Consider the following 15,665-nt stretch of genomic DNA (forward strand, 5'->3'; position numbering starts at 1 on the left):
CTTGCAACGGGACGTTGTGTAAATATGAGCTTGTTCTCAAGTAACAGGGGCGAGACAGACCGGGCGGCAGCGCCGGGCAGATCGCGGCTTTCTTGCAACAGCCTCACGATTGCCACACGGCTGCCTCGCGAGTTTCTCGCACCATCTGGTCTGCCCATCTGGTCTGGCGCGCTGCCATGCGGCATGCTGCGCGACATGACGATTCCTCCTTCAGATTCTCCTGCTTGCATTGAACTGCCCGCCCTCGAGGCGTGGTGCCGAGCGCTGCATCAACATCTGCTCGCGCGGCGCCAGCGTGCCTGCCTGTGGATCAGTGGCGATGACCCCTCCGGCGCCGCGCAGGCAATCTGCGAGCTATGGCCAGTGCGTGAGACTGCCCCGTTGTGGCTGGGCACAGGTGAAGCCTTGTCGACAGCGGGCGCACCGCCGGTGCGTGCGCTGGCGATGGCCAAGGCTGCCACCCAGCTGGGCGGTGAGCAGTCACTGGTCATCTTCGATGCGGCGCAGCCGGCGACGGGCTTCAACCCCGATGCCTTCGGTGCCGTTACCGGCACCCTGAAGGCGGGTGGCCTGCTGGTACTGATGACGCCTGCTGCCTGGGCCGCGGCAGACCCTGCGCCAGTGCCGGATGGCGATCATGCGCGTCTGGCCCACTGGCCCTTCGCGCGGGAGCAGCTGACGGCGCGCTATCTGGCGAGATTGGCACGCCGCCTCTCAACGCACGCCAGTGTGCTGCACTGGCCACAGGGCGGACACCTGCCTGCGCCATCGCTGGATAACGGCAATCAGGCAGCGCGATCAGATTCCATCGCCGACAGCGACTGCCTGACGCAGGGCCAGGCCGCCAGCGTGGCTGCGCTGGAGGCATTGGCGCCTGCGCGACCCGTGGTGATCAGTGCCGATCGCGGGCGTGGCAAGAGTGGCGCGCTGGGCATCGCAGCGGCGCGCTGTCTGGCAGCGGGACAGGATGTCTGGCTGACGGCGCCGCGCCCTGCGGCGGTCAGCGCGATCTTCGAACGCCTGGCGGCCCTGCTGCCCCGGGGGCAGCGCGAGGGCAATGTCTTTCGCTTGCCGGCTGGACAGGCGGAGGACGACACGGCTTCCGGCGGTGTGCTGCGCTTTCTGGCGCCGGATGCCATCGAGGCGGCTCGCCTTGCCTGTCACGATGAGCTGCTGCCGCGGCTGTTCGTCGATGAAGCCGCCGCCATCCCCACGCCACTGCTGAAAGGCTATCTGGCGCATTTTCCGCGCATCGCCTTCGCCACCACCGTGCATGGCTATGAAGGCACCGGGCGCGGCTTCCAGCTGCGGTTTCGCCATCATCTCGAGCGTCAGTGCTCCGGCTGGCAGGCGCTGGAGATGACGACGCCCGTGCGCTGGGCGCCCGGCGACCCGCTGGAAGCATTGACCGATGACCTGCTGCTGCTCTCGGCGCAGCCGCCTGAGCTGCCTGAGCTGCCTGAGCCGTGCGCGAAGAATGCTCAGCAGTGGCTGGAGGGCTGCGACATTGTCGTACTGGAGCGTGATGCATTGGCACGTGATGAGGCGGCGCTGCGGCAGCTGTTCGGCCTGCTGGTGCAGGCGCATTACCGCACGACACCGGCGGACCTGCGCCAGCTGCTCGACACGCCGGGGCTCACGCTGATGGCGATTCGTCAGCGCGATGACACGACTGGGCGTGATGCCTGGCTGGGGGTGGTGGCCGCCGTCGAGGAGGGCGGCTTCCCGACGCCCTTGGCGCATGACATCTGGTGCGGCAAGCGGCGTCCGCGTGGGCACCTGCTGGCACAGTCGCTGGCGGCGCATGCAGGCCATCAGGGCGCCGCCGAAGCCCGCTGGTGGCGGGTGCTGCGTATCGCGGTGCATCCCGCGCTGTGGCGGCGTGGTCAGGGCGCGCGCCTGCTCCAGGCGCTGGAACAGCAGGCACTGGCGGCAGGTGTCACGCGACTCGGCACCAGCTTCGGGGCCGAGGCCGATCTGGTCGCCTTCTGGCAGGCGCAGGGTTTCGTGCCGCTGCGCATGGGCCTCAAGCGCGATGCCGCCAGTGGCGAGCACGCGGTGATGATGGGCAAGGCCATCGGCGAAAGCGGGAGTGGAAAATCTGCACCGCGCGGGCAGTTGGCGCAGGATGCCTTGCTGGGCGCGCTGCAGCAGGACTTCCAGCGCCTGCTGCCCAGCCTGCTGAAGCATGAGCTGCACGGCTTGCCGCCCGCCTTGGCCGACAGACTGTGGCAGCGAGGAAGTGAGAATGACCTGGCCACGCTGACGCCAGCCGCATGCGCGCAGCGACTGGACTGGTATCGGCGTGGTGGCGGGGGGCTGGCGCTGGTGCGGCCGTGGCTCGAGACAGCGCTCGAGGCCTGTGAGCCTTCACGACTCGATGAGGCGTCACGTCACGGCCTGGTGCTGGCGCTGGGCGGACAGGATGCACCTGCCTTCATCAGCTGGGCCCAGGGGCTGGGCATCGTGGGCCGCAAGGCGCGGGATCGCTGGTGCCGAGCGGCCGCCGGGCGCCTGATCGAAAAGCGCGAATGACAGGGCCGTCTGACAAGCTCATCTGACATGAGCATCGGTAAGCCTGTCTGACAAGAGCAAAACGGCCGGGCGTGGCTCAGAGGCCCGGAATGCCGATCGGGCCGGGCATGTCAGGAATCGGCGAGCAGCCACTCAGCATCAGCAGGCCGGCAGTGGCGGAGATGGCGGTCAGCAGCAGTAGTCGACGAGGCATAGAGGCTCCGATGAAGGTGGGGAATGGCATGCAGCTGTCAGCAGGATCGTGATTGTCATCCTTGCATATTCGAAGTCACTGATCGACAGGTGTCGACAACCCCTAGCCACGCCCGTCCGCTGTTCCGTATGCTCATTGATGACAAGAACAGGAATCTTCGCCATGAATGAGCATATCGATACGTTGGACCCCGCCATCCTCTGGCGTCATTTCCGCACTCTGTGCAATATCCCGCGCCCGTCCGGGCATGAAGCCGCGCTGGTGGCCTATCTGATCGACTGGGCCGAAGCGCATGGTCTCGCCCATGATCGCGATGCTTTCGGCAACCTGCGTCTGCGCAAGCCCGCCACGCCCGGTCACGAGAGCGCAGCGGGCATCGTGCTGCAGGGCCATCTCGACATGGTCGCCCAGGCGGCCAGCGACAGTGATCACGACTTCACTCGTGATTCCCTCGATACCTATCTGGAAGACGGCTGGCTCAAGGCGCGCGGCACCACTCTGGGGGCCGACAACGGTCTCGGCGTCGCGGCGGCGCTGGCCGTTCTCGAAGATGACAGCCTCATGCACGGTCCGCTGGAAGCGCTGTTCACCCTTGAGGAGGAAACCTCGATGGGCGGCGCGCTGAATCTGGCCGAGAACTGGCTGGAAGGGCGCTACCTGCTCAACCTGGATTCGGAGGACCGCGGCCAGGTCTATATCGGCTGTGCCGGTGGCGCGGACATCAATGTTGATCACGAGTTTGCCACCTCGTCTCTCAAGGATTCCGAAGCGGAGCTGGAGCTGACCATCGGTGGCCTGGTCGGCGGCCATTCCGGGCTCGATATCCATCGTGGGCGCGGCAATGCCAATCGCCTGATGTCACGCGCGCTGGTCGCGCTGGCCGAGTTCAAGCCGCGTCTGGTCAGCTGGTCTGGCGGTACGCTGCGCAACGCCTTGCCGCGTGAGGCCACGGTCGGCGTGGTGATCTATGACGAGCGCGTCGCCGCCGCGCGCCAGCGCCTCGCGGACTTCGAGGCCCAGATTCGCGACGAGCTGCGCGAGACGGACCCGGATGTCGCGCTCAGCGTGACCCGTGGCAACGCCGAGAATGCTCTGTCCGTCGAGGACACCCAGCGGCTGGTCGCGGCGCTGGATGCCGCGCCCTACGGGGTCGAGCGCATGAGCGCGGCGGTGGAAGGCGTGGTGGAAACCTCCAACAACCTCGGCGTGGTGCAGCTGCGCGAGGGGCGCTTCCATCTCTGTGCGCTGGTGCGCTCGCTGCGCGATGATGCCGTGACCATGATGGAGCAACGCATTCGTGGGCTTTTTGCGCTGATCGGCGCGACCACCGTGGCCGAGAATGCCTATCCGGGCTGGCAGCCGGCGCCGGATGCGCAGCTGCTGGCGCGCTTCTGCAGCCTGCACGAGAGCGTCACTGGCCGCGCGCCGGAGATCAAGGTCATCCATGCCGGGCTCGAGTGCGGCATCCTCGGGGCCAAGTATCCCCAGCTCGAGATGATCTCCTTCGGGCCGCTGATCCGCGGCGCTCACTCGCCCAGCGAGCGTGTCGAGGTCGAGTCGGTCGGTGAATTCTGGCAGGTGCTCAAGGGACTGATCACGGAACTTGCCGAGCCTGCCAGGGCCGCTTGATCAACTCTCAGGCAAGACGCGTCACGTAGACGAACGACGCCCCCGCAGGTCAGCCTGCGGGGGCGTCGTCATCTCTGGGCGTCGTCATGTCTGGACATCAGGCGCTGGCCTGGCCTGATGAGAGTGCGCGGCTTCAGTTGATATTGATGCGGATCGCCGGAATGCCGATGCTCACGCCGTTATGGTAGCGGCGGATAGCATGCCGACCGGAGTCATGGTTCCGGTAGTAGTACGGGCGGTAGCGGTCGTGTTCAAGACGCCCATGCTGATAGTAGCGGCGCTTGGGGACATGGCGGCGGATGTCATGATGGGAATGCTGGCGCGAGTGATGGCGCTCCACGCGCGGCTCGTTGAACATCCTGAGGTGGCGGCGCTTGATCGCCTCGTGGCGACTCTGCGGCGTGCTGTGGCGCTCGCCGTGCTGGCCCTGTGCGCGATGGCGATCATCCGCGGCGACCAGCGTCGGCGTGGCGAGCATCAGCGTCAGTCCCAGCAGCAGGGAGGGCAGCAGAGAGGCAAGGGCTGTGGTCAAGGTCGAGATATGCATGGGGCGGTCTCCCGTATGGTCGGTCAGTCACCCAAGAGGATCCTTGTCGTCAGAATATCGTGTCGCAGCGTCTTTTACGAAAGGCGTTCGCTAATGTCTCCGTGCGTCGCTCGGTGTGTAGTCGTGGTGCTGAGTTGTCCAGATTGCGTTGCCTGTAGCGTAAGTGGTTGCTCGCAATAGGGTTCTGAGATGAATGGCTACAGAGTGGCCAACGAACCTCGGAGGTGAGTGGTTCAGCCAGTGCTGCGAGGACACTTCACTTCTGCCACCAAGGCACCGGATTGCGTCCTTGAGACAACGAAAACGCCCCTGCCGAAGTGGCAGGGGCGTCTGTCTGTTCAAGCCTAAGAGCATGCGGCTCTCTAGCTTGCGGATCTCTATCTTGCAGATCTCTGGCTTGCGACCTCAGGCGTGCTGATGCTGGTGCTTGCCTTCGGCCAGTTCCTCGAGCAGCTTGGCGTTGAACGCATCGAGATCTGCTGGCTTGCGGCTGGTGACCAGCGCGCTGTCACACACCACTTCGCTGTCCTGCCACTCGGCACCGGCGTTTTTCAGGTCCTGTGCGACGGAGGGGAAGGAGGTCATCTGACGGCCTTCGACGACACCGGCATCGATCAGGATCCACGGCGCGTGACAGATGGCGGCGACCGGCTTGTGGGCCTGGAAGAAGCTGCGCACGAAGCTCAGTGCGCTCTCGTCCTGACGCAGAGTATCTGGATTGAACAGGCCACCCGGCAGCACCAGGCCGTGATAGTCGTGTTCGCTGGCATCGCTGAGCAGGGTGTCGACCTGATATTTCTCGCCCCAGTCGGTTTCGGCCCAGGCGCGAATGCCGTCTTTCTCCGGCGAGACGATGTCTACCTCGACGCCCGCCTCCTGCAGTGCGGCGCGCGGCACCGCGAGCTCGGATTCCTCGAAGCCATGGGTCGCGAGAATGGCCACGCGCTTACCTTGCAGTCGTTGACGTGTCTGCTGATCGGTCTGCTGTGTCATGCGAATCTCCTTTCCGTGCTTCGGCTCTTGCGAGCATGCTGGGCAGAGAAGGGGAGAATTCTGCTCTCGGCGTGCGCCACTCACCGCAGTGAGCGCCGCTCGATGATGGCAGGCAATCCCCGTCCTTTCGTGCCCTGACACTCAAGACATGGATGCGCGATACTGACTTTCAAGGGGGGTGACCCCGCTGCGTTTTCACAGGCCATGGAGTGCCCGATGTCGCTGCTTTCTGAATCTTCCGCCGTGATGTGGTTGCTGGTCGGCGTGCTGTTGATGTTGTCGTTGATCCTTGGGCTGGGCTGGCGGCGAACCCGCGAGCAGCTCCGTGTGCTGCAGGAAAGCAGTGAGGAAGAGCAGCAATCGATGCAGCAGATGTGGCAGGCCTCGCTGGACGAGTCGCGTGAGCGTCAGCAACAGGCCGAGCAGCAGGCGGCCCTGGTCGAGCAACGTGCCGCGCTGGATGGGCAGCAGGCGGAGCAGCAGCAACGCTATCTGAGCCAGTCGCTGGAGGAGGCGCGCCAGGCACGCGATGCCCTGACGGAGCAACTCGCCACGCTGCGCGAATCGCTGCAGGGGCGCCTGGATGAACAGTCACGCGCCTTGAGTGAGCAGCAGACGCTGGCACGCAGCCTGACCCGCCAGCAGGAAGTGCTGGAGGCGCAGCTGCTGGAGCGCGAGGAGCGTCTCGAGACACTGACCGAGCGCTACGCCGAGCTGCGCGAGACCCATGCCTCGCTGGTGACGCGTCAGCGTCAGGAGGCCAGCCATCACGAGCAGCAGTTGGCGTTGCTCAACGAGTCGCGCGAGCGCCTGAGTCAGGAGTTCGAGCAGCTGGCGGGCAAGGTGTTCGAGGAGCGCCAGCAGCGCTTCACCGCCGCCAGTGGCGCCCAGCTCGAGCAGTTGCTCAAGCCGTTTCGTGAGCAGGTCGGCGACTTCCGTCAGCGCCTCGAGCAGCTGCATGGCGAGGAGGTGCGCGAGCGCACCAGCCTCAAGAGTCAGCTCGACCAGCTGGCGGGGCTCAACCGCCAGATCACCGAGGAAGCGGCCAACCTGTCGCGGGCGCTCAAGGGCGACAGCAAGATGCAGGGCAACTGGGGCGAGATGATTCTTGAGACCGTGCTGGAGCGCTCCGGTCTGCGTGATGGCATCGAGTTCAAGCGCGAGGTGTCATTCACCGGCGAGGGCGGTCGCCAGCGTCCGGATGCCATCGTCTACCTGCCGGACAACAAGCATCTCATCATCGATGCCAAGGTCTCCTTGACCGCCTATACCGAGTACGTCAACGCCGAGGATGACGTGACGCGAGCACGCGCACTGCGCGCGCATCTGACCTCGGTGCGCGGCCATGTCACCGGGCTTGCGCGGCGCAACTATCCCGCCATCGAGGGGCTGGGCTCGCCGGACTTCGTGTTCCTGTTCCTGCCGATGGAGCCGGCCTTCGCGTTGGCCTTCGAACACGATGACAGCCTGTTCCAGGACGCCTTCACCCAGGGGGTGGTGATGGTGACGCCGACCACCTTGCTGGCCAGCCTGCGCACCGTGGCGAGTCTGTGGAGTCTGGAGCGCCAGAACGACAATGCGCGTGTGATCGGCGAGCGCGCCGGAGCACTGCTCGACAAGTTCCGTGGCCTCGCCGAATCCCTCGAGGAACTCGGCACACAGCTGGGGCGCACGCGTGAGGCGCATGATACCGCCATGAAGCGGCTGGCCAGCGGGCGCGGCAACCTGATCAACCGTGCAGAGGAGCTGCTGGAACTCGGTGCGCGCATGAAGAAGCCGCTGCCGGAGTCGCTGGTGCGCCAGTCGCGTGACACCCTGCATCAACCCGAGCAGTCACTGGATCAGCCATCGACATCCGCGCCGCCGGCGCTAGATCGCCAGCCCGCGCCCGAGCCGCTTGCCAGCGAAGAAGCGGCAGCCAGTGAAGGCCGGGGTGTCACCGGAACGCCGGACGCCGGAGCGCCGGACGCAGGGTCGCCGGGTCGCCGGGCGCCGAAGCCTCGGGTGCCGAAGCACTGGATGCCGAGGCAGGCCAGGCGCCTGCGTCGCTCTCGCGCTGGGAGCTCATGGAGCGCAAGTGGCAGGGCGATAGCTGATCGCCTTCATCGGCGACAGCTCGGCAGACAGCCGTTATGTCAGCCCCTCAGACAGCAGATGACAGTCAACGCCAGCGGCCCCTGCATGGGGCCGCTGGCGTTTTTGCATGGCGAGGTCAACGCAAGCGCGGGGTATCGTCTCCACATGCGGTGAGGGGAGTGCGGTCAGCGCGATATTGTCGAGTCGCGGCAATAATTTCGATCTTTTCTGCATCCATCTTCTCAAGCCCCCCGTAAGTTGAATTGAGCCCGCAGCGCAGGGGCGAAAGTGATAGATAAATAACGTTTGGCTCATTAAAGAGCATTTTCTCAGGAGATGTGCCCATGTCTACCAAGACAAACAAGTCCGCCAAGACCGCTTTTGCCCTGGCTTCCGCGCTCGGAACCGCTGTCGCTCTGTCTACCGCTGTCGTTTCCCTCCCGGCCCACGCGGCGGGCATGGAAAAGTGCTACGGCGTGTCGCTGGCCGGTGAGAATGACTGCGCCGCAGGCCCGGGCACTTCGTGTGCCGGGACCTCGACCGTCGATTATCAGGGCAATGCCTGGAAGCTGGTGCCGGAAGGCACCTGCACCTCCATCGAGACGCCCAACGGCACCGGCAGCCTGGAAGAGATCAAGTAAGCATCACGCGTCGGGGTTGGCTCGGGCTTTCCCGAGCATCCCCCGAACTTGACGTCCGGTGGCCTGGCGCCACGCCGCCACCGGACGTCCGCCGCCTCGAGAGGTCTTCATGCACCAGCCACCCCCTTCCTCCGGCAGTTCGGATTTCGGTACGGCCTATCCGTCCCTCGACGAGATGGCCGTCGGTATCAGCCTCAAGGCGCAGCATGTGCGTGAGCTGATGTCGTCGCGTCCGGCGCTGGGGTTTCTCGAGATTCATGCCGAGAACTACATGGGCGCCGGCGGGGCACCTCATGCCCGGCTGGATGCGCTGCAGGAGTATCCGCTCTCGATTCATGGTGTCGGCCTGTCGCTGGCATCGGAGCGCCCGCTGGATGCCACGCATCTGGCGCGCCTCAGAACGCTCTGCGAGCGTCACCCGCCCACCAGCGTGTCAGAACACCTGGCCTGGGCCGGCCATAGCGGCCACTTCTACAACGACCTGCTGCCGGTACCGCTGACGGACGCGATGCTGGCACGGGTCAGCGATAACCTGATGCAGTTGCAGGACACCCTGGGCCGTCAGGTATTGATCGAGAATCCCGCCCATTATCTGCGTTTCGATGCGCGCGAGCTGGGATCGGAACTGATTCCCGAGACGCATTTCCTCACTCGCCTGGTCGAGCGCAGTGGCTGCGGTCTGTTGATTGACGTCAACAATGTCTTCGTCTCGGCGCACAACATCGGTATCGATCCCGCGGCCTGGCTGGAGTCCATTCCGGCCCGCGCCGTCGGGGAGATCCATCTGGCGGGGCATGGCGAAGATACGCGTGAGGGTCTGCTGATCGACAATCATGGTGCACCGGTCTGTGATGAGGTCTGGGAGCTATATGCCGACTTCATCAATCGCATCGGGCCGCGTTCGACGCTGATTGAATGGGATACCCAGGTACCGGCGCTGGAGGTCTTGCTGGGGCAGACCACGCGCGCTCAGGCGTTACTGCACAGCACACGGGCGCAGCAGCTGACGCGCTCCGGCATGGAGGGCGACCGATGACCTCTCGCGAGCGGCATGCCAGCGCTGGTCACCAGCCCGACTGGCAGCGCGCCTTCATCGAGGCTCTCACCCAGCCCGATGCTGCGCTTCTGGGTATCGAGGCAGGCCATCAGCAGCGCCTCGATGTCTATCGCAACAATGTCTGGGCCAGCCTGATCAGTGCGCTGGAAGAGGCCTATCCGGTGACCCGGCAGGTGGTGGGCGAGCGCTTCTTTGCGGCCCTGGCCCATGATCATTCCCGCCAGCATCTGCCACGCTCACCGCTAATGATGGAGTACGGCGCCGGGCTTGCCGAAACCCTGCACGCGACCTTGACCACATTGGTCGAGGCGCGTCAGGTGTCAGCTGCTCATCTGCCGTTCTATGCGGTGGACCTGGCACGCTTCGAGGCCGCTCGCCTGGTGGCCTATCACGCGGCGGACGCCGAGGCCCTGGTGCCGACACAGCTGGCGGAATTACCGCCTGAGGCAGTGATGGAACTCAGATTCTCGGCGCACCCCGCGGCATGCCTGCTGCGCCTGGAACATGCGGTGCTCGAGATCTGGCAGCGCCATCAGCATGCCGGCGCGACGCTTGAAGGGCTGGATATCGCACGACCGGAGCAGGTGTTGATCACGCGCCCGGCGCTGGAGGTACAGGTCACGGTGCTGTGTGAGGCCGCTGCCTTGCTGCTCGAACTGCTGCTGGCGGGGCAGACGCTGGCGGATTCGGCAGCGCGGCTCGCGGACGCGCACCCCGAGCAGGAGCTGGGGCCGCTGCTGGCCCCCCTACTGGCAAGTGGTGCCTTTCGTGCGCCGACCTGATCCTGCTCGGTAGCTTCCTGCTCTGTTCCATCCTGCACGGTTCTTTTCCGCTCGACCCTTCGCGCCCTGGCGCACTCTTGAGGAGTTCTCATCATGAGCCTTGAATCATCAACGACGCCTGCGGTTCGCACCGGTGTGGCGGGGCAGGTCCTGAAAGTGTTCGTCTGGCTGGAAAACCTGCGCATGGATGCGGTACTGATCCTGATGCGTATCGTGGTCGGTGCCGTGTTCTTCATGTCGGCGCAGACCAAGGTCGACGGCTTCTCGATCAAGGACAGCACCTTCTTCCTGTTCGAGCATGAATACGCCTTGCCGCTGGTCTCGCCGATACTGGCCGCCTGGCTTGCGACCATCGCCGAGCACCTCTTCCCGCTGATGCTGTGGCTGGGGCTGGGGACGCGCTTCGCGGCGCTGGGGCTGGCCCTCATGACGCTGACCATCCAGCTGTTCGTCTATCCCCATGCCTGGGTGACCCACGGGCTGTGGCTCTCCAGCCTGCTGGTGCTGGTGCTGCAAGGCCCGGGACGCCTGTCGCTCGATCGGCTGATTCGCTCACGTATCGCCTGAGGCCGTCCTTCGGCAGAGTCGTTCGGTGAGGCTCATATCAGTCGCGCACAACGCAAGACGGAGACCCTGAGGTCTCCGTCTTGCGTTGTAGAACCGCGATAGTACCGCGATAGTGCCGCTATCTATCCGCTGACTAGCGAGGCGCTCAGGCCGGCTCGTCGGCAAGTTGGTGCTCGATCTCGGCACGTACCATCTCGACGCTGGCGGCATCGATGTAGCCGTTGGCATGCGCATGGTGCGCCATGTCGAGGCTATCGGTGCTCAGCAGCATCACGCAGCCGAGAGCGGCCAGCTCCTCACCGAGTTGGTCCAGCTCGGCCTTGCGCGAGTCCGAATCGCCTATCTGGCGAATGTAGATGGCGCAGATGCGACCGGGATAGCGGCGCACGACCTCAGCGTAGACCTCCGGGTCATGCTGGCCGCTGTCGCCGATGAGGAGGAACTGCATCTCGTCATACAGGCCGAGCATCTTCTCGATCAACGCCTGCTTGTGGTCTTCGGAGCGTCTGGGCAGCGGGCGTTGCAGGGTCAGCCCCCACTCGCGCAGGAACAGGATCGGGCCGACCGGGATGCGATTGTGCTGGAAGAAGACTTCCAGCATCTCGTAGATGCTCCACGGACCACGCGACACATAGAGCAGCGGGCGCTGCTGCTGGCCGTCATCACCCTCATGGAGCGCCTGGTAGAGCGCGGCCACACCGGGAAAGGCGGTACGCCGCTCGGCGGACTCGATGAACAGGCGGTAAAGCATCTTGAGCTTGTTGGCGACACCGGTGTACATCACGGTGTCGTCGATATCGCTGATTACCCCGAGGCGTGTGCTGATGGGCGGCAGATAGACCTGCGCCTCGCCTTTCACCGGAGGCTGCTTCGGCGGACACGCGGTGATGTGGGCAGTATGCCACTGGCCCTGGTGTTCCAGTGGCGCATCGAGCGGCAGATGCACACTGAAGTAGCCATCGCGGTCGGTGATGGCGGTGGTTCGGTTGTCCCCCAGCGCGACCTCTACTTCGACGCCGCTCTTGCCCCAGCGCAGCATGCGGCGACCGACATCCATCAGGTCGCGCCCGGCACCGGGGGCCAGCTGGCTGCGTGAGCCTGGCTGGCGGAAGATGCGCCCCATCAGAAAGGCTTCGCTGTGCGAGCCATAGCCGCGGTAGGCGTGAATGACGTAGCCATCCTTGCCCTGGGCGTGGCGCATGGGCTTGGCAGCCACATGCAGCAGCTTGCGTAGCAGATGTGTCAGCGGCAGTGACATGCAACCCTCCTGGTCGGTATCTGGCGGGCCTTCATGGCCACATGACAACGCCGCCTTCCGAGTCCCGCGTGAGCAGGGTCGAAAGGCGGCGTTCACACTGCGCGAATGCCTCGCGGCCCAGTGTCAGTCAAGTACAGCGTCAGTCAAGTACAGCGTCAGGCAGGAGCCGCATCAGAGATCCGCGCTGTCATGTCCTGGCGCTGCATCGACTGGAGCACTTACTCGCCCAGGTAGGCGGACAGCATCCACACGGTCTTTTCCTGCTCGCGGATGTAGTCGCCGACCAGTGAAGCGGTGCCTTCATCATCGGCGTCAGACGCGACGGACATGATCTCGCGCTGCAGTTCGATCAGGGACTTGTAACCGGTCAGCAGGCCCTTGATGCAAGCCGTGCCGTCGCTGACATGGGTGTCTTCCTTGATGGTGGCGACACGTGCGTAGTCACTGTAGGCGTGCAGCGGCTCGTGACCCAGGGTCAGGATACGCTCGGCGATCTCGTCGACCTTGGTCAGCAGGTCGGTGTAGGTTTCCTCGAACTTCACGTGCAGCTCGAAGAACTGGTTGCCCTTCACGTTCCAGTGGTAGCCACGGGCATTCATGTAGAAGGTCTGGTAGTTGGCCAGCAGGATGTTGAGGTGCTCGGCCAGCTGAGTGGCGCTGGCAGTGTGCAGGCCGATGGCATTGGTATCGTTGGACATGAAGACTCTCCTGAAAAATGTGAAGTGAGCGGCATTGTGGGGAAAGTGGAGATGCAGGTGGCGAGCCGTGCTGCCAGTATGCCACCAGTGTAGAGGCTGGTCGGGATGCAGGGTAACGAATTCACTGTATCGCCCTCATCGGCCACCCCTATCGCGCGCCGGCGCGCCACCCTCAAGCCGTAGATGAATGCTTGGAAAGACATGTGGTGCGCGCACGCGGTTTTCAAGGTCGCACACGGATATTGCAGTCAATGCCGTCGGCCAGGACATTCTGATTTCGGCCTCATACGCAAAGGCCCCGCACGGGGCGGGGCCTTTGCGACAGCCATGTCATCAGCTGTCATCACCTCTGCAACGCTCAGGCGTCAGTTGCGCGCCATGTGCAGGAAGTGCATGTGCTTCTCGTACTGGTCCAGCACATCGCCGATCACCTGCTCCTTGGTGTAACCCATGACGTCATAGGTCTGGCCACCTTCACGCAGGAAGACTTCGGCGCGGTATTGGCGTTCCACGTCGCTGGTGCCCTTGCGCTTGACGTTGCGCAGCGCGAAGGCCGGTGCTGCGTATTCACGCACCCGCACACCGTAGACGAAGTCGACTTCCTCGCCGTGGCTGACCTGCAGATAGCTGCGGTCTTCCTCGTCATTGACGCGGGTATCCAGGCCCTGGGCCTCGAATTCCTTGGCGACATCCGCCAGCGCCGGTGTCACCACATCCACGACGAACTGTTCCACATTCTTCTGGCGCGGCGTCTCGACCAGGGTCTGGACGCGCTTCTGCCAGCTACGTGCACCGGCGGCGGTGTGGCCCGGTGTGTTGCTCAGATGCTGCATGGAGCGCTGCTTGACGCCCTCCAGACGCAGCGCCTTGAGCAGGCCATAGCAGACGAACATCAGGATGATCGCGAAGGGCAGGGCAGAGGCCAGTGAGGCGGTCTGCAGAGCCCCCAGGCCACCGGCCATCAGCAGAGCTACTGCGACGAAGCCTTCGGAGAAGGCCCAGAACACACGCTGCCAGACCGGTGATTCGTCACCTTCCTTGGAGGTCAGCATGTCGATGACCAGCGAGCCGGAGTCCGAGGAGGTGACGAAGAAGGTCACCACCAGCAGGGTGGCCAGCAAGGAAGTCACGCTACCGAACGGGAACAGCTCCAGGAACTTGAACAGCGCCACTGAGGCATCGGCGGAGACCGCTTCCGCCAGGTTGCCTGCGGTATCGGTCAGCAGCATGTGCAGGGCGCTGTCGCCGAAGAAGGTCAGCCACAGGAAGGTGAAGCCCATCGGCACGAACAACACGCCGTAGACGAACTCGCGGATGGTGCGGCCACGCGAGACACGCGCGATGAACATGCCCACGAACGGGGACCACGCGATCCACCAGCCCCAGTAGAACAGGGTCCAGCCACCCAGCCACTTGGACGGACCCTCTTCCGGGATATAGGCGAACATGTTGAAGGTCTTGTCGACCACTTCACTGAGATAGCCACCGATGTTCTGGATCAGCGTCTGCAGCAGGAAGATGGTCGGGCCCACGCACAGCACGAACAGCATCAGCGCCAGCGCTAGGCCAAGGTTCAGTTCGGAGAGACGACGGATGCCGCCGTCCAGACCCATGACCACGGAGATGGTCGCCAGGCCGGTGATGATGGCGATCAGAATGATCTGGGTCGTCAGGCTGTTGTCGATGTCGAACAGATAATGCAGACCGGAGCTGACCTGCAGCACGCCCAGACCCAGCGAGGTCGCGACCCCGAACATGGTGCCGAAGACGGCGAAGATATCGACGGCATGACCGATCGAGCCATGGATGCGCTTGCCGATCAGCGGATACAGCGCCGAGCTGATGCGCAGCGGCAGGTTGTGGCGGAAGCTGAAGTAGGCCAGCGCCAGCGCCACCACGGCGTAGACGCCCCAGGCATGGATGCCCCAGTGGAAGAAGGTGGTCTTCATGGCCTCACGAGCGGCTTCCACGGTGCCGGCGTCGCCCACGGGCGGTGAAGTGAAGTGGAAGACCGGCTCGGCGACGCCATAGAACATCAGGCCGATGCCCATGCCCGCCGAGAACAGCATCGCGAACCAGGAGCTGTAGCTGAAATCAGGCTCGGAATGGTCCGGCCCCAGTTTGATGTCGCCATAGCGTGAGAAGGCGAGCCCCAGCGTGAAGATCACGAACACGCCCATGGCCAGCAGGTAGAACCAGCCGACGGTGTCGATGATCCAGGACTGGACGTGACCGAAGATGGTCTGGGCGGTCTCCGGCATGGCCACCGTGAAGATCACGAAGGCCAGAATCACCCCGGCGGAGCCGAAGAAGACTGGCGGATTGATCTTCGCGACCGTGGGCTGGTCGGCATTTTCTGACATAAATTTAACTCCCTGATTGCCTGTTCGTCGATAATGGTAACTTATTGAACCTGTAGCGTCGTGAATTGTCCGCGCGATATCGTTTCCATATGTAACCGGTGTTGCACAGGCTGATGGGCGATTCGCGCACCGGGTGAGCCGCCCTGAAAGGACAGACGACTCGCGAGTCTCGGGCAAGTTGGCAATGGCGGTGCGGCCTCATCGCGCCTTGTCGGGTGCTGGATACGGTAGGCGCTGGCATGGCTGGGCGCTAAGATGAGGCTTCCTGCATCCAGGGTATTCAGGTGTCTCGATACCATTATTGTGCAGAAATCCTACAAGACCTA

12 protein-coding genes are annotated in these 15,665 nt (G+C 64.1%); 7 read left to right on the plus strand and 5 right to left on the minus strand.

The features are described from left to right. The first annotated feature begins 24 nt into the window (after positions 1-24). The gene (locus FLM52_01335) at positions 25-2,535 is read left to right on the plus strand and encodes a tRNA(Met) cytidine acetyltransferase (protein NVN54454.1); all 2,511 of its coding nucleotides are present in this window, start codon (positions 25-27) and stop codon (positions 2,533-2,535) included. A gap of 355 nt (positions 2,536-2,890) precedes the next feature. Further along, the gene (locus FLM52_01340) at positions 2,891-4,357 is read left to right on the plus strand and encodes an aminoacyl-histidine dipeptidase (protein NVN54455.1); all 1,467 of its coding nucleotides are present in this window, start codon (positions 2,891-2,893) and stop codon (positions 4,355-4,357) included. A gap of 133 nt (positions 4,358-4,490) precedes the next feature. Here the strand turns inward: FLM52_01340 and FLM52_01345 are convergent, their stop codons facing one another. Beyond that, a complete protein-coding gene (locus FLM52_01345) occupies positions 4,491-4,904 on the minus strand; it encodes a hypothetical protein (protein ID NVN54456.1) in 414 nt (137 codons plus the stop codon). Between the two features lie 405 nt (positions 4,905-5,309). Beyond that, positions 5,310-5,897: a type 1 glutamine amidotransferase gene (locus FLM52_01350; GenBank protein ID NVN54457.1), complete on the minus strand. Its 588-nt coding sequence runs from the start codon at positions 5,895-5,897 to the stop codon at positions 5,310-5,312. A 372-nt stretch (positions 5,898-6,269) separates the two neighbouring features. On the opposite strand from FLM52_01350, the gene rmuC reads away from it, so the two are divergent. From rmuC to FLM52_01375, 5 genes are all read left to right on the plus strand, one after another. Next, positions 6,270-8,147, plus strand: coding sequence for a DNA recombination protein RmuC (rmuC, locus tag FLM52_01355; protein ID NVN54458.1), 1,878 nt, complete (start codon positions 6,270-6,272; stop codon positions 8,145-8,147). Positions 8,148-8,317: 170 nt separating this feature from the next. After that, entirely contained in the window at positions 8,318-8,614 is a 297-nt protein-coding gene (locus FLM52_01360) for a DUF2282 domain-containing protein (GenBank protein NVN54459.1), read from the plus strand. A gap of 175 nt (positions 8,615-8,789) precedes the next feature. Further along, positions 8,790-9,650: a DUF692 domain-containing protein gene (locus FLM52_01365; protein NVN54460.1), complete on the plus strand. Its 861-nt coding sequence runs from the start codon at positions 8,790-8,792 to the stop codon at positions 9,648-9,650. Then, positions 9,530-10,453, plus strand: a complete 924-nt coding sequence (locus FLM52_01370; GenBank protein ID NVN54461.1) for a DUF2063 domain-containing protein — start codon at positions 9,530-9,532, stop codon at positions 10,451-10,453. The genes FLM52_01365 and FLM52_01370 overlap by 121 nt, the downstream gene beginning before the upstream one ends. Positions 10,454-10,546: 93 nt before the next feature. After that, a complete protein-coding gene (locus FLM52_01375; protein ID NVN54462.1) occupies positions 10,547-11,020 on the plus strand; it encodes a DoxX family protein in 474 nt (157 codons plus the stop codon). 145 nt (positions 11,021-11,165) lie between these two features. Here FLM52_01375 and FLM52_01380 read toward each other — a convergent pair whose 3' ends face one another. The 3 genes from FLM52_01380 to FLM52_01390 form a co-directional block, all read right to left on the minus strand. Further along, a complete protein-coding gene (locus tag FLM52_01380) occupies positions 11,166-12,221 on the minus strand; it encodes a DUF2183 domain-containing protein (GenBank protein NVN54463.1) in 1,056 nt (351 codons plus the stop codon). A 275-nt stretch (positions 12,222-12,496) separates the two neighbouring features. Further along, positions 12,497-12,976 (minus strand): DNA starvation/stationary phase protection protein, encoded by a 480-nt coding sequence (locus FLM52_01385; protein NVN54464.1) that lies wholly within the window; start codon positions 12,974-12,976, stop codon positions 12,497-12,499. A gap of 365 nt (positions 12,977-13,341) precedes the next feature. Then, positions 13,342-15,339, minus strand: a complete 1,998-nt coding sequence (locus FLM52_01390; protein NVN54465.1) for a BCCT family transporter — start codon at positions 15,337-15,339, stop codon at positions 13,342-13,344. Positions 15,340-15,665: the final 326 nt, after the last annotated feature.

The sequence above is a fragment of the bacterium Scap17 genome (assembly GCA_013376735.1).
In the GTDB taxonomy this organism is placed as follows: domain Bacteria; phylum Pseudomonadota; class Gammaproteobacteria; order Pseudomonadales; family Halomonadaceae; genus Cobetia.

Bases quoted from the DNA above. Each gene is read 5' to 3' on its own strand.
- FLM52_01390 (NVN54465.1), bottom strand. From the start codon at position 15,339: ATGTCAGAAAATGCCGACCAGCCCACGGTCGCGAAGATCAATCCGCCA.
- FLM52_01345 (NVN54456.1), bottom strand. From the start codon at position 4,904: ATGCATATCTCGACCTTGACCACAGCCCTTGCCTCTCTGCTGCCCTCC.
- rmuC (NVN54458.1), top strand. From the start codon at position 6,270: ATGTGGCAGGCCTCGCTGGACGAGTCGCGTGAGCGTCAGCAACAGGCC.
- FLM52_01370 (NVN54461.1), top strand. From the start codon at position 9,530: ATGGGATACCCAGGTACCGGCGCTGGAGGTCTTGCTGGGGCAGACCAC.
- FLM52_01350 (NVN54457.1), bottom strand. From the start codon at position 5,897: ATGACACAGCAGACCGATCAGCAGACACGTCAACGACTGCAAGGTAAG.
- FLM52_01375 (NVN54462.1), top strand. From the start codon at position 10,547: ATGAGCCTTGAATCATCAACGACGCCTGCGGTTCGCACCGGTGTGGCG.
- FLM52_01335 (NVN54454.1), top strand. From the start codon at position 25: ATGAGCTTGTTCTCAAGTAACAGGGGCGAGACAGACCGGGCGGCAGCG.
- FLM52_01380 (NVN54463.1), bottom strand. From the start codon at position 12,221: ATGCGCCACGCCCAGGGCAAGGATGGCTACGTCATTCACGCCTACCGC.
- FLM52_01385 (NVN54464.1), bottom strand. From the start codon at position 12,976: ATGTCCAACGATACCAATGCCATCGGCCTGCACACTGCCAGCGCCACT.
- FLM52_01360 (NVN54459.1), top strand. From the start codon at position 8,318: ATGTCTACCAAGACAAACAAGTCCGCCAAGACCGCTTTTGCCCTGGCT.
- FLM52_01365 (NVN54460.1), top strand. From the start codon at position 8,790: ATGGCCGTCGGTATCAGCCTCAAGGCGCAGCATGTGCGTGAGCTGATG.
- FLM52_01340 (NVN54455.1), top strand. From the start codon at position 2,891: ATGAATGAGCATATCGATACGTTGGACCCCGCCATCCTCTGGCGTCAT.